Source organism: Luteococcus sp. (assembly GCF_043424415.1).
GTDB lineage: Bacteria > Actinomycetota > Actinomycetes > Propionibacteriales > Propionibacteriaceae > Luteococcus.
This window is the reverse complement of the sequence record NZ_JBHWOO010000065.1, coordinates 1-13078: the sequence shown is the minus strand read 5'-3', so window position 1 is coordinate 13078 and position 13078 is coordinate 1. Positions and strand designations below refer to the sequence as shown.

General features: G+C 70.4%; 15 protein-coding genes and 1 riboswitch. Of the genes, 10 read left to right on the top strand and 5 right to left on the bottom strand.

All coding sequences use genetic code 11. The features are described 5' to 3' along the window. Together ACHFFZ_RS03765 and ACHFFZ_RS03760 are read left to right on the top strand one after the other, a co-directional pair. A partial coding sequence (locus ACHFFZ_RS03765; protein ID WP_394275328.1) for an NUDIX domain-containing protein occupies positions 1–378 on the top strand: 378 nt, incomplete at its 5' end. A gap of 4 nt (positions 379–382) precedes the next feature. Then, positions 383–1309, top strand: coding sequence for a magnesium transporter CorA family protein (locus ACHFFZ_RS03760; protein WP_394275327.1), 927 nt, complete (start codon positions 383–385; stop codon positions 1307–1309). A gap of 78 nt (positions 1310–1387) precedes the next feature. On the opposite strand, the gene ACHFFZ_RS03755 is transcribed toward ACHFFZ_RS03760, so the two are convergent. After that, positions 1388–2122, bottom strand: a complete 735-nt coding sequence (locus ACHFFZ_RS03755; RefSeq protein ID WP_394275326.1) for a polysaccharide deacetylase family protein — start codon at positions 2120–2122, stop codon at positions 1388–1390. Continuing rightward, the gene (locus ACHFFZ_RS03750) at positions 2119–3153 is read right to left on the bottom strand and encodes a glycosyltransferase family 2 protein (RefSeq protein ID WP_394275325.1); all 1035 of its coding nucleotides are present in this window, start codon (positions 3151–3153) and stop codon (positions 2119–2121) included. The genes ACHFFZ_RS03755 and ACHFFZ_RS03750 overlap by 4 nt, the downstream gene beginning before the upstream one ends. Beyond that, a riboswitch (cobalamin riboswitch) is annotated at positions 3149–3300 on the top strand. (Overlaps the previous gene by 5 nt.) Positions 3301–3328: 28 nt before the next feature. Between ACHFFZ_RS03750 and ACHFFZ_RS03745 the strand changes: the two genes are divergently transcribed. The 4 genes from ACHFFZ_RS03745 (at position 3329) to ACHFFZ_RS03730 (ending at position 7618) form a co-directional block, all read left to right on the top strand. Beyond that, entirely contained in the window at positions 3329–4477 is a 1149-nt protein-coding gene (locus ACHFFZ_RS03745; protein WP_394275324.1) for a CbiQ family ECF transporter T component, read from the top strand. 13 nt (positions 4478–4490) lie between these two features. Next, complete coding sequence (locus ACHFFZ_RS03740) at positions 4491–6095, top strand: ABC transporter ATP-binding protein (protein WP_394275323.1); 1605 nt, start codon at positions 4491–4493, stop codon at positions 6093–6095. Next, positions 6088–6927 (top strand): ECF transporter S component, encoded by an 840-nt coding sequence (locus ACHFFZ_RS03735; protein ID WP_394275322.1) that lies wholly within the window; start codon positions 6088–6090, stop codon positions 6925–6927. Before ACHFFZ_RS03740 ends, ACHFFZ_RS03735 begins: the two co-directional genes overlap by 8 nt. Before the next feature lie 187 nt (positions 6928–7114). After that, on the top strand, positions 7115–7618 hold the full coding sequence (locus ACHFFZ_RS03730; protein WP_394275321.1) for a hypothetical protein: 504 nt from the start codon (positions 7115–7117) through the stop codon (positions 7616–7618). Positions 7619–7631: 13 nt separating this feature from the next. Here the strand turns inward: ACHFFZ_RS03730 and ACHFFZ_RS03725 are convergent, their stop codons facing one another. Beyond that, positions 7632–8321 carry an SDR family oxidoreductase gene (locus ACHFFZ_RS03725; protein ID WP_394275320.1) on the bottom strand — a complete coding sequence of 230 codons (690 nt, stop codon included), beginning with the start codon at positions 8319–8321 and terminating at the stop codon, positions 7632–7634. Positions 8322–8375: 54 nt separating this feature from the next. On the opposite strand from ACHFFZ_RS03725, the gene ACHFFZ_RS03720 reads away from it, so the two are divergent. The 4 genes from ACHFFZ_RS03720 (at position 8376) to ACHFFZ_RS03705 (ending at position 11613) form a co-directional block, all read left to right on the top strand. Further along, positions 8376–8804: a hypothetical protein gene (locus ACHFFZ_RS03720; RefSeq protein ID WP_394275319.1), complete on the top strand. Its 429-nt coding sequence runs from the start codon at positions 8376–8378 to the stop codon at positions 8802–8804. Positions 8805–9075: 271 nt separating this feature from the next. Beyond that, the gene (locus ACHFFZ_RS03715; RefSeq protein ID WP_394275318.1) at positions 9076–9924 is read left to right on the top strand and encodes a MetQ/NlpA family ABC transporter substrate-binding protein; all 849 of its coding nucleotides are present in this window, start codon (positions 9076–9078) and stop codon (positions 9922–9924) included. Beyond that, entirely contained in the window at positions 9921–10913 is a 993-nt protein-coding gene (locus ACHFFZ_RS03710; protein WP_394275317.1) for a methionine ABC transporter ATP-binding protein, read from the top strand. The genes ACHFFZ_RS03715 and ACHFFZ_RS03710 overlap by 4 nt, the downstream gene beginning before the upstream one ends. A gap of 43 nt (positions 10914–10956) precedes the next feature. Further along, the gene (locus ACHFFZ_RS03705) at positions 10957–11613 is read left to right on the top strand and encodes a methionine ABC transporter permease (protein WP_394275329.1); all 657 of its coding nucleotides are present in this window, start codon (positions 10957–10959) and stop codon (positions 11611–11613) included. A gap of 10 nt (positions 11614–11623) precedes the next feature. On the opposite strand, the gene ACHFFZ_RS03700 is transcribed toward ACHFFZ_RS03705, so the two are convergent. Beyond that, the gene (locus ACHFFZ_RS03700; RefSeq protein ID WP_394275316.1) at positions 11624–12238 is read right to left on the bottom strand and encodes a Maf family protein; all 615 of its coding nucleotides are present in this window, start codon (positions 12236–12238) and stop codon (positions 11624–11626) included. A gap of 60 nt (positions 12239–12298) precedes the next feature. After that, entirely contained in the window at positions 12299–12958 is a 660-nt protein-coding gene (locus ACHFFZ_RS03695; RefSeq protein WP_394275315.1) for a DUF937 domain-containing protein, read from the bottom strand. Positions 12959–13078 lie beyond the last annotated feature (120 nt).

Here is a 13078-nt window from a genome sequence, read left to right as displayed (position 1 = left end):
GACGGCAGCTGGACCCCCATCTGCGGGATCGTGGAGCCGGGGGAGGACCCCCACCTGGCGGCCGTCCGCGAGGCCCAGGAGGAGGCCGGCGTCGAGATCGAGATCGAGCGGCTGGTGTGGATGAGCCCCACCGGACGCATGCAGTACGACAATGGCGACCAGAACGACTACCTGGACCACACCTTCCGTGCCCGCTGGGTCAGCGGAGAGCCGGCCGTCGGCGACGATGAGTCGGTGGCGGTCGGATGGTTCGACGTCGACCAGCTGCCCAGCCCGATGAGCCAGACCCAGCAGCGCCGCATCCGCATCGCCGTCCTCAACCCCGATGACGTCGTGCTGGGCGTGGACGCCGCCGCGAAGCTCTTGGGCGAGGACTGAGGCGGTGGCAGGACTGCCCGACGCTGCCTGGACCGACATCGACCTGGACCGTCCCGGCGCCGCCGATGAGCTGCGTCGCCTGGCCGCCGAGCTGAAGGTCGCGCCCCAGGTCGTCGCCGACGCCCTGGACGGTGTGCAGCGGCCCCGGGTGACCCGCCACCACGGGCACCTGTTCGTGCACGTCCACGTCCTGTCGTTGGCGCAGGAGGCCGGTGAGGACCATGACTCGCGGCTGAGGACGGCACCCGTCTCGGCGCTGGTCTTTCCCGACCACCTGGTGACCGTGCACCGCGCCTCCCAGTTCCCGATGGACCGGGTGGTGGAGCACTGGGAGGAGGACATCGAGGCCGGCAGCCGCGACGTGGCAGCACTGCTGCACGGCCTGCTGGACGAGGTGGTCGACGGGCACGCCGACCTGCTGCAGGACCTGGAGGACCAGGCCGAGGCGCTGGAGGACGACCTGTTCGGTGACCGGGGCCGCGCCGGCGGGATGCAGCAGGTCACCTACCGGCTGCGCAAGGAGGTGGTGCAGACCCGCCGCGCGGTGCTGCCGATGCGCGACGTGGTGGCGGCCCTGTTGCGCAGCGAGGACGACGGCTTCGTCGTACCCCGCAGCCTCCAGGGCCGCTACCAGGACCTGGCAGACCTGGCCCAGCACGATGCCGAGCGCACCGGGGGGCTGCGCGAGATCGTCAACAGCATCTTCGAGACCAACCTGTCGCTGCAGGATGCCCGACGCAACATCGTGATGAAGAAGCTCGCCGGCTGGGCGGCCGTCATCGCCGTCCCCACCGCGGTGACGGGCTGGTTCGGCCAGAACATCCCCTTCCCCGGCTTCTCCAGTCCCTGGGGGCTGGCGGCCTCCACCACGCTCGTGGTGCTGGGCACGCTGGCGCTCTACCTGGTGCTGCGCCGCCGCGACTGGATCTGAGTCGTTGGGACCGGACCTGGGTCGTCGGGACTGGACCTGGGTCGTCGGGACCGGACCTGAGCGGCGACGGCGCCCGCCTCAGCGCGAGAAGCTCAGCCGGTTGACGGCGCTGCCGTGGTCCAGAGCTTCGGTGAGCGTGACGCAGCGCAGCCCGCGCTCGGCGAAGCCGGTGAGCACCTCGTCGAGCAGCCGCGGCTTGTCGACGCCGGTGACGGCCTCCTCGCGCGCCAGGTCGGACGCATCGGCGGCGCCGTCATGGGCCAGCAGGATGGCGCCGGGGCGGGCATCGGACATCGCCTTGGCGACGCGGTGTTCGTGGCTGACGTCCTTCCAGTCCCAGGTGGTGCCCGACCACAGCACCGTGCGCATGCCCAGTCGCCCGGCCATCACGCGGGTCAGCGGACTCTGCGCGCCGTGCGGGGGACGGAACCAGTCCACCCGGCTGCCCAGCACGTCGGTGAGCTCACCGCGCCCCCGCTGCAGCCAGTCGAAGGCCTGGCGGGGAGCCATGCTGCGCACCTTGCGGTGGTCCAGGCCGTGCAGGCCGATCTCGTGGCCAACCGCGGCCAGCTCCCGCACCAGACCGGGATCGCGCTTGACGCGGGTGCCCAGGACGAAGAAGACCGCCTTGGCGTCGTGCGTGGCCAACACCTCGGCCAACGCGTCGGTGGTGCCCGGCAGGGGACCGTCGTCGAAGGTGACGACCAGCTCCGGGCGCTCGGTGCGGATGCTGGCAATGGAACCGACGGCGGGGCCGGCTGCGGCCTCCAGCGGGCCACGGACCAGCTGCTTGACGCGGGACGAGGTGGTCATCGGGAGCTCTCCTTGCGGTGGGCGGACTGTGGGCGAAGGTCGTCGGGGATCGGCGCCAGGCGCTCGCGCCAGCCACCGTCACGCACGTATTCCTGGTAGCGCAGGCCGGCAGCGGCCAGCACCATGCCGGCGCCACGGGCCGCGGCGCGGCTGCCGCGGGCCTGGTGGGTGAGGTCGTGGCGGGCGCGTCCCAGCAGCGACCGTCCGCCCCCGGCGACCATTCGGCCCAGGCCACCGGCCAGCAGCTTCGGACGGGCCAACCGGTCCCCGGCCAGCATCAGCGTCAGTACGCCGTGGGTGTTGCCGTGGCTCAGCGAGCGCAGCAGCACCCACTGGCGGGTCATCCGGTCGGTGGTCACCAGGTCCACCACGACCGCCTCGGGGCAGGCGACGATGCGCCCACCGGCGGCGACGATCTGGCGGGTGAGCAGCGTGTCCTCGCCACCACCCATCCCCAGGCCGGTGGAGAAGCGCCGCGCGCCCAGCTGGTGCAGGTCGAGCAGCAGGTTGCCGCAGGCCGCGGCCGGCAGCTCCCGCCCCGACTCCCAGCGGCGGCGGGTGAAGAAACCCCCGGCGTGGATCCACGGGTCCACCTCACCGGGGTAGCGGGTGTCGACGAAACCGGCGACGGCGGCCGGCCGGCTGGCCAGCCAGCAGTCAAGCATCAGCTGCAGCCATCCCGGCCCGGGACGGCCGTCGTCGTCGAGGAAGAGCAGCACGTCGCTGCCCCCCTCGACCCCGTCCTGGCGGCCGGCCGAGGACTGGGCCTCGTCGAGCGCACGATTGCGCGCCGCCGCGATCCCGGGGGTCGGCTCCACCACGAACCGCACCCGGTCCAGTCCCATCGCCTCCACGGCATCACGTCCACTGCCGGCCGGGTCGTTGTCCACCACCAGCACCTCGCCGCTCCACGGTGCCTGTAGCGCGGAAAGCTGCTGGTGCAGCATTTCGACGGTCTGGACGATCTGTTCGGGCCGGTGGAAGGTGAGCACGCCGATGGTGGCGTGCAGGCTCTGCTGGGTCTCGTGCATCGTCCAAGAATATGGCTTCGTCCCACCCGTCCAGTAGCGTGGCCGGGTCGTCGACAGGGGAATCCGGTGCAAGTCCGGAGCTGACCCGCAACCGTCACGGAGCTGCGCTCCCGAGCCGGAATGCCTGCCCTCGACCGGACTCACCAGAACCGTCGAGGCTGCGGAAGGAGACCCGATGCCGGCGCGCGCCGTCACCCCGCACGATGTCCTGTCACGGGGGCAGGGTGCCGTGCTCGACGCACCCCCGGTGCGGAAGCTCGGCCGGCTCGTGCACCCGATGGCCTGGTGGGCCTGGGCGATCGGCGCGGCCGTGGCGGTGAGCCTGGTGACCAATCCGCTGCTGGTGCTGCTGGTGGTCACGACGGTGTGGATCGTGGTGCTGGAGCGCCGCACCGCCGCCCCCTGGGCCCGCTCGGCCGGCGTCTACCTGTGGCTGGCGCTGGTGGTGATCGGCCTGCGGATGTTCTTCCAAGTGGTGATGGGCGTCAACCGCAGCGGCCAGGTGCTGTTCACCCTGCCCAACCTGCAGCTGCCCGGCTGGGCCGCCGGGATCCGCCTGGGCGGTGAGGTCACCCTCGACGCCCTGCTGTTCACCCTCTACGACTCGCTGCGGCTGGCCGGCATCCTGCTGTGCGTCGGCGCCGCCAACTCGCTGGCCAATCCGCGGCGTGCCCTGCGCGCCGTGCCACCCGCCTTGTACCAGCTCAGCGTCGCGCTGGTGGTGGCCCTCAGCGTCGCACCCCAGCTGGTGGAGAGCATCCAGCGGGTGCGACGGGCCCGTCGCCTGCGCGGGGGTCGGTCCACTGGCTGGCGGGCGGTGCGCGAGGTGGTCGCGCCAGTGCTGGAGGACGCCATCGACCGTTCCCTGCAGCTGGCCGCGGGCATGGAGTCGCGCGGCTACGGACGCACCCACAGCGGCCAGCCCGTGGGCCGCGGCACCACCGTCGCCCTGCTCGGCTCGCTGGTGCTGGTCACCCTCGGCACCTTCCTGCTGCTCGGCGTGCCCAACTCCTCGCCGTGGTCATGGCTGGCGCTGGGCTGCGGGGGAGTGCTGGCCTGGCTGGGGATCCGTGTCTCGGGTCGTCGGCTGGCCGTCACCCGCTACCGCCCCGACCCGTGGCAGCGACCCGAGTGGACGCTGTGCGCCGCGGCGGTGGTTGCCGTCATCAGCAGTGCCGTCCTGGTGCGGCTGTCCCCGCAGATGGTGCTGCCCAGTCCCTCGCCGCCGTCCTGGCCGGGGCTCGACGTGCGCGTGCTGCCGCTGCTGCTGGCCGTCGCGGCACCCCTGTTCTGCACGCCCCGACCGCCCGCCGGGGAACTGTGATGTGTGTGAGGAGATGTCCATGATCGACTTCCGCGAGGTCGGCTTCCGGCATTCCGGGGCCGAGCGTCCGGTGCTGGACGGGGTGAGCCTCACCATCGAGGAGGGCGACCTGTGCCTGGTGGTGGGCCGCACCGGCACCGGCAAGTCCACCCTGCTGGGCGCCATCAACGGCCTGGTGCCACACTTCACCGGTGGCCACCTGTCCGGCGAGGTGAGCGTCGCCGGGCGCTCCACCCGCACCCACCGGCCGCGCGAGATGGCAGAGCTGGTCGGCTTCGTCGCCCAGGACCCGTTGGCGGGCTTCGTCACCGACCGCGTCGAGGACGAGGTGGCCTATGGCATGGAACAGCTCGGCCTCTCGCCGCTGGCGATGCGCAAGCGCGTCGAGGAGACCCTCGACCTCATGGGCATCGCCGACCTGCGCCGCCGCGCACTCACCGAGCTGTCCGGCGGCCAGCAACAACGGGTCGCCATCGCCGCCGTGCTCGCGGCCCAGCCCCGGGTGGTCGTCCTCGACGAGCCCACCAGCGCGCTGGACCCCACCGCCGCGCAGGACGTGCTGGCCTCCATCACCACCCTGGTGCACGAGGTGGGCCTGACCGTCGTGCTGGCCGAGCACCGCATCGAGCGCGTCATGCACGCCGCCGACCAGGTGTTGTGGCTGCCGGGCGACGGCAGCGCCGTGCTGGGTGATCCGGCCGAGGTCTTCGCCCGCTGCGATGTGGTACCGCCGCTGAGTGCACTGGCCCGCGAGATGGATTGGCCCGAGGTACCCACCAGCGTGCGCGATGCCCGTCGCAGGGTGCGTCGTGAGCAGGTCACGCTGCGTGCGCCCGAGGCCGAGGGGCCGAGCACCGTGGTGGCAGGGCCGGTGGTGGCCCGCACCGACAAGCTGCGGGTCAGCTACGGCGAGGTGCTGGCCGTCGACGACATCACCATCGCCCTCCACCCCGGCACCGTCACCGCGCTGATGGGGCGCAATGGCTCGGGCAAGTCCTCGCTGCTGTGGGCGCTGCAGGGGGCACTCGACTGCTCCGGCCTCGTCGAGGTGGACGGCATCGACCCGCGACGGGTGGCGCCCGCCCGGGCCCGCGAAGCGGTCAGCCTGGTGCCGCAGACCGCCGCCGACCTGCTCTACCTGCCCACCGTCGCCCAGGAGTGTGCCCAGGCAGACCGGGAGACTGGTTCTCCGGCCGGCACCACCGCCGGGCTGCTCCATGAACTGGGCGCCTGCCTCGACCCCGAACGCCACCCGCGCGACCTCTCCGAGGGACAGCGGCTGGCCCTGGTGCTCGCCATTCAGCTGGTCGCGCGCCCGACCGTCGTGCTGCTCGACGAGCCCACCCGCGGTCTGGACTACCGGATGAAGGAGGAGCTGGCCCAGATCCTGGCCCGGCTCGCCGCCCAGGGCAGCTGCATCGTGGTGAGCACCCATGATGTCGAGTTCGCCGCCAGGGCCAGTGACCGCACCCTGGTGATGGCCGAGGGTGAGGTGGTGGCCGACGGCCCCACCCGAGAGGTGTGCACCAGTTCGCCGGTCTTCGCGCCGCAGGTGAGCAAGGTCTTCCACCCCGAGGACGTGCTCACCGTCGCCGAGGTGGGATGTCGCCGTGGCTGAACGGGATCCCGGGCGACGAGGCCGTCGCCCCTCGGTGCTGAAGGTCTCGCTGCCCTCGGCGCTGGCCCTGGGCGTCGCGGCCGCCATGTCACTGCTGGCCTTCTGCTGGCCGCTGCTGTGGACGCCGCGCAGCGGACCCGGTTCCGACATGGCCGGCGGCCAGACCCCGCTGGTCTTCGCGCTGGTGCTGCCGGTGGTGATCGCGGTGGTGATGACGCAGCTGGGCCACGACGACATGGACGTGAAGGCGCTCGCGCTGCTCGGGGTGCTGACGGCCGTGGGGGCGGGGCTTCGTCCTCTCGGCACTGGCACCGCCGGCATGGAGCTCATCTTCTTCCTGATGATTCTCGCCGCCCGGGTCTTCGGTCCCGGTTTCGGTTTCGTCCTGGGTACCACGACCCTGTTCTGCTCTGCGCTGCTCACCAGCGGCATGGGGCCCTGGCTGCCCTTCCAGATGCTGGCCGCGGGCTTCGTCGGGCTCGGAGCAGGACTTCTGCCGAGGCTTCGGGGCCGTGCGGAGGTGGCGATGCTCGGCCTGTACGGCGTGCTGAGCGGCTTCGTCTACGGCTGGCTGATGGACCTTGCCTTCTGGCCCTTCGCGCTGGGCAATGCCTCGGCCCTGTCCTTCGACCCGACGATCGGCCCCTGGGCCAATCTGCACCGCTTCGTGCTGTACAATGCCGCCACCTCGATGGGCTGGAACTTGGGTCGGGCGCTGACCAACCTGGTGCTGATCCTGGTGCTGGGCCCGTCGGTGCTCAGGATCCTGCGTCGGGCCTCCCGCCGGGCCAACTTCGACCAGGCGTGCCGTCCAATGAGGAATCTCCCGTAGGACCCTTGTGCTGGAATCGTTGTGTGGGCTAAATATTGGGGCATCCTGCTGCCCGGCGAGGGTGGCTGCTGGTGGTTTTCCCCCGGAGAGGTCGCGATGGTGCGGCTTCGTTGTTGAGAGATGAGCCTGTGATGGTGTCGATCCCCCCTTGAGTGGTTGTCGGGTTCGTGATGGTCGGATGCGTCGTGTGGGCGTGTTGTCGTTGTCGTTGGTGACCTTGCTGAGCAGTGGCCTGGCTGGTGGTGCTGCGGTTGCGGCGCCGGTCACGGATGGTGAGTTGTTCTTTGACAAGGGCGCGAATCTGGCGCCGCCTGCGGTGAAGGGCGCCCCGGAACAGGTTCGTACGGGGGCGGAGGCGGCGCGGTTGTCTGCGCCGGGCCGTGACACGTTGAACCGGTCTGCGAGGGGCAAGGCACCGGACAGGTCGAAGCGGTGGAAGTATGCCGCCAGTGGCGCGGTGCGGGCCCAGTCGACCGATCGGGTCCAGGCCCAGGCGATCAGCACGGTGAATGCGAATGTTGCTGCGCCTGGGTTGGGGGTGCAGGGGCATTACGGCTTGCAGGACTTTCCTGTGGCGGATGGGATCGCGGCGTCGGTGAACCTGGGCAACGGGAACCTGGTGGTGCGTGCCGAGGTCGTGGCGGGTAACGGGCTCCTCACAGATGAGGGTGTAGGTCGATGCGAGCTCTGAGTCTGGATGACGCTCAGGACTGGACGACGGGCCGGATCGAGATCTCGTCCAGGTTCGCCTCGGGGCTGGCCAGTACCGCCAGTGCGACGGCCTCGGCCACTGACTGGGGACGCAGGTGGTCATCGGGGGCGTAGTCACGGCCCAGCTCGGCCCACATCTCGCGCTGCATGTGGGTGTCCACCCGTCCGGGATGCACCGAGCTGACCCGCACCGTGCCGCGCTCCTCCTCACGCAGGGCGTCGGTGAAGGCGCGCAGTGCGAACTTGCTGGCCGAGTAGACGCCATTGCCGGGCTTCGACGTGAAGCCCGAGCCGGAGTTGATCGTCACCACCATGCCGCGGGACTCACGCAGCAGCGGCAGCGCCAGCCGGGTGAGGCCGACAACGGAGAACAGGTTGGTCTGCATCACCCGACGCCACTCGTCGAGCGGCGTCTCGGCCACCGTGCCGCCGGCGGTGATGCCCGCCGAGAGCACCAGCACGTCGAGGCGCTGCACCCGTGACATCGCCTGCTCCACCGCCTCGGCATCGTCCAGGTCGCAGCAGAAGGGCTCGGCGCTGGGCAGCTGGGAGGCCACCTGCCGCGTCGTCTCCGGGCTGCGGCCGCCCACCAACAGGTGGTGGGTGCTGGCGAGGCGGTGGCAGACGGCCAGGCCGATACCGCGGGAACCTCCGGTGACCAGGGCGACGGGAAGGGAAGTCATGGCCCCAGCCTAGGGCCCCGACACTGCCTTGGCCCTCGACAGTAGGCTGGGTGGGTGATCGACGTGAGAGCCGCCGTGGCGGTGCTGGCCTGCGCCGGACTGCTGGCCGGGTGCCAGGGTGGCACCGAGCCTGCCGCGACGGGCACCGTGCCGAGCATCCCGTCCAGCATTCCCGCCGACTCGACCACGCTGGCCCACCGGGGCTTCGTCCACGGACCAGGAGAACTGCTGCTGCCCGCCGGGCTGTCGATCACCAGCCGCATCGACCAGCCCAATGTGGTCACCCTCACCATGCCCACCACCGACGGCGACGTGCTCGAGCAGTGGTTCACCACACGGCTTCCCGATGGCTGGGTGGTCGAGGCTGCCCGGGGCAGCTCGGTGCTCTTCCACGGACCTGACAGCGACCACAGCCGCTGGGAAGGGGCCGCCACCTGCTCGGAACAGACCTGCGCCCTCGCGCTGCGCCACCAGCGGCGCTGAGCCGCCCACGGGGGGTGGCCACATCGTGGACGAAATTGCCGCCCGATGTGGACCCGCGATAGATTCCGGGCCATGCCGTGCAAGTGCGAGAAGATGACGGGCCACACCATGCCCGTCATCTGCTGTGCCTGCATGATGTGCCGAATGTTCGGCTGACAACGCCCTTCGCTCCTGTCCCCATCGGGACGGTCCGGTCGAGCCAGCTCCCGGTGGCGTTGTCAGGAAGCCCGAAGACTCCGACGCCCAGCCTGCCCTCCAGAAGGACACATCCATGAACACCACACGACGCTCCCTGCTGACCGGTACCGCCGCACTGGCCGCGCTCGCCCTCACCGGCTGCGGCCTGGGCGGAGGCAGCTCCACCGACGGCCCCCTCGTGGTGATGGCCGATGCCACCCCGCACACCGAGATCCTGGAGAAGGTGCAGGAGCTCGGCCTGCTCGGCGAGACCAAGATCGAGGTCAAGGGCATCACCGGCGACATCGACCCGAACCAGCTGCTGGAGTCCGGCGATGTGGACGCGAACTTCTTCCAGCACGTGCCCTACCTCACCTCGTGGCAGAAGGAGAAGGGCGTCGACGACCTTGCCGTCGCCGCCACCACCCACGTCGAGCCCCTGGGCATCTACTCGAAGAAGCTGACCGACCTCAAGGACGTGCCCAACGGCGCCACCGTGGCCCTGGCCGCAGATCCGACCAACCTGTCGCGCGGACTGCTCCTGCTCCAGGACGCCAAGCTGCTCACGCTCAACGTCAAGTCCACCGACAAGGACCTCGACTACGCGCAGATCACCGAGAAGAACATCACCGCCAACCCCAAGGGCCTGAACTTCCTCAAGATCGACCGCCCGCAGCTGCCGGCCACCCTGGACGACCAGCAGGCCACCATCAGCGTCATCAACGGCGCCAACGCCCTCGAGGCAGGCCTGAAGCCATCCACGGATGCAATCGTCAGCGAGTCGACCGTCGACAACCCCTTCGCCAATGTGGTGGCGGTCAAGGCCGAGAAGAAGGACGATCCGCGCGTGGCCAAGCTCGCCGAAGCCCTGCAGAGCCAGCAGCTGCAGGACTGGATCAAGAGCAACTACCAGGGCAGCGTCCTGCCCGCCAAGCAGTCGTGATCTCCTTCGACCACGTCTCCAAGGTCTACGACGGGCGGGGCCGCAATGCCTCGCCCGTCGTCGCCCTCGATGACGTCAGCCTGACCGTCACGCAGGGGCAGATCTTCGGCATCCTGGGGCGTTCGGGTGCGGGCAAGACGACCCTGTTGCGCTGCCTCAACCACCTGGAGCCGGTCACCAGCGGCACCATCACGGTGGCGGGCACCGACTGGACGGCGCTGGGGGACAAGCAGCTGCGCGTCGCCCGGCGACAGATGGGCACCATCTTCCAGCACTTCAACCTGCTGGCCAGCCGCACCGTCTTCGACAATGTCGCCTTTGGCCTGGAGCTGGCCGGAGTCGACGCGCGCACCATCGCGCCTCGCGTCACCGAACTGCTGGAGCTCGTCGGCCTGCCCGACAAGGCCGGTGCCTACCCGTCCCAGCTCTCCGGAGGGCAGAAGCAGCGCGTCGGCATCGCCCGGGCGCTCGCCACCCGACCCAAGGTGCTGCTGATGGACGAGGCCACCAGCGCGCTCGACCCGACCACCACCGAGCAGATCCTCGACCTGGTCAAGGACCTTCGAGACCGGATGGGTCTCACGGTGCTGCTCATCACCCACGAGTCGGAGGTCGTGCGTCGCATCTGTGACGCGGCGGCACTGATGGCCGACGGCCGGGTCGTCGAGAGCGGCACGCTGCTGGACCTCGTGGCCGACCCGGCCTCCCGGATCGCGGACCAGCTGATCCCGCTGGGGCGCGTCCCCGAGGGCCTCGACGTGCCCAGCCAGCTGCTGAGCTTCGTCAACCAAGGCGTCAGCGAACCCCTGCTGAGCACCTTCACCCGCCAGACCGGCATCGACGTGTCGATCCTCGGCGGCTCGGTGGAGCAGATCGCCGGCCACAAGGTGGGACGGCTGCGCGTCAGCTTCGACCACCCCCATAGCGATCTGGACGATGCCGTCATCACGAAGTTCTTCACCGAGCGCGGAGTGAGCGTGAGCGAATGACCCCCCGATTCCCTGTGAGCGTGAGCGCATGAACAAGACCAGCATCGCCGAGTCCCTCCCCGAGCTGGGGAAGGCACTGGTCGAGACGGGATGGATGGTCCTGCTCAGCTTCCTGATCACCCTCGTCCTCGGCACCCTCACCGGCATCCTGCTGCGGGTGACTGATTCCGACGGACTGGCCCCCAGCAAGGGCTTCAACAAGCTCTTCGGCGGACTGGTCAACATCTTCCGCTCGCTGCCCTTCCTGATCCTGCTGATCGCGGTGATCCCGCTGACCCGCCTGGTGGTGGGCACCGCCTACGGGCCGACGGCCGCCGTCGTCCCGCTGGCCATCGGCGCCATCCCCTTCTTCGGGCGCGTCGTCGAGTCGGCGCTGCGCGAGGTGGCCCCGGGCAAGATCGAGGCCGCCAAGGTGATGGGGGCCAGCAATGGCCAGATCGTGCGCAAGGTGCTGCTGCCCGAGGCGATGAGCCCGCTGGTGGCCGGCGCCACCCTCACCCTGGTGATGCTGATCGGCTACTCCGCCATGGCCGGCACGATCGGCGGCGGCGGCGTGGGCGACTTCGCCATCCGCTACGGCTACCAGCGCTTCAACACCCCGGTGCTGCTGGTCTCGGTCGTCGTGCTGATCATCATCGTGCAGCTGATCCAGTCCATCGGTGACGCCATCGTGCGCGGAATGGCCCACAAGCGCGACTGAAGCCGGGCGCTCAGCCCTGGGTGGGTGCCTGCCACAGCTCGTGCCAGCCGATGCCCAGGTCGAGCAGTACCTGGCGCAGCAGCGGCAGCGAGATGCCCACCACGGTGTGGTGGTCGCCGCGGATGCTGGTGACGAAGGGCCCGCCGAAACCGTCGATCGTGAACCCGCCCGCACACCGGGCGGGTTCACCCGTCTCCACGTAGGCAGCGATCTCCTCGTCCGAGAGGTCGGCGAAGGTCACCTCCGCCGTGGCCAGGCGGGTCACGGCGCGCCGATCGCCTGCGGTGTTGACCACGATGTGGTGGCCGGTGTGCACCCGGGCGGTGCGTCCCCGCAGCCGTCGCCACAGCGCCTCGGCCGAGGCCGCGTCACCCGGCTTGCCCCAGGTGCGCTGGTCGAGCTCCAGCAGCGTGTCGCAGGCCACCAGCACCCAGTCAGCGTCGGCATCCAGACTAGGCGCCGCCGCCTCGCCCTTGGCGCTGGCCAGGATGCAGGTCAGTTCCCCGGCGCTGGGCGCGGTGAAGGCGTCCTCGTCGACCTCGGGACGGACCACGTCGGCCTCGATCCCGGCACGGGAGAGGGTCCTGAGACGGGCGGGGGAGGAGCTGGCAAGAACGAGGCGCACGCCCCCAGCCTAGGGTGCGTGCGCCTCACCGAGTGACGACTGGTCCTGCAGGTGGACCGCTCAGTTCTTGAACAGACCGCCCAGGATCTGGGAGACGATGTCGCCCCCGCCAGCCTGCGCCTGCTGGTGCGTGGACTGCGCCGTGGACGGGTCGAAGGGATTGCCGGCCGGGGCGGCCTGGCCACCCAGCACACTGCCCAGCACCTGGGACAGCACGCCGCCGAGCATGCCCGTGTTGCCGGCACCGACACCGGCACCGGCCTGCTGGCCCGCACCGCCGAACACCTGGCCCAAGATGTTGCCGGCGGCGGAGTTCCCGCCACCCAGCTGCTTGGCCAGGTAGCCGAGCACCACGGGGGCGAGCAGCGGCAGGAGCTTGCGCACCAGGTCGCTGGAGACACCGGCCTGCTGCCCCAGCGACTGGGCCACGCCGGTGGACTGGTTGCCGAAGACGTGGTTCACGATCTTCTCGCCGTCGGCAGGGTCCACCCGGTCGACATCGACACCGCCGTCGCGCACCAGGTCACGTTGCTGGTGCTGCTGCAGGGCCTCGGCCAAGGAGAGCTCGCCCTCGGGCGACTGGGCATTCTGCGTCAAGCCGCCCAGCAGGCTGGTGACCGCCGGGCCGGCGGCCTGCTGCACCGCCGCCGGGTCCTCACCGAGCTGCTGGGCCAGTCGCTCGACGGGCAGGGCCGCCAAGATTTCGTCAAGTGCGTTCATGGGTCAGTCCTTTCACGATGGTGACCGCGGGGGATACCCCACCAGAATTCCACAGGACATGTCATCCACAGGTGCATTTCCCCTGATGGCGGACAGGACGGGGCCCGGCAGGCCGACATA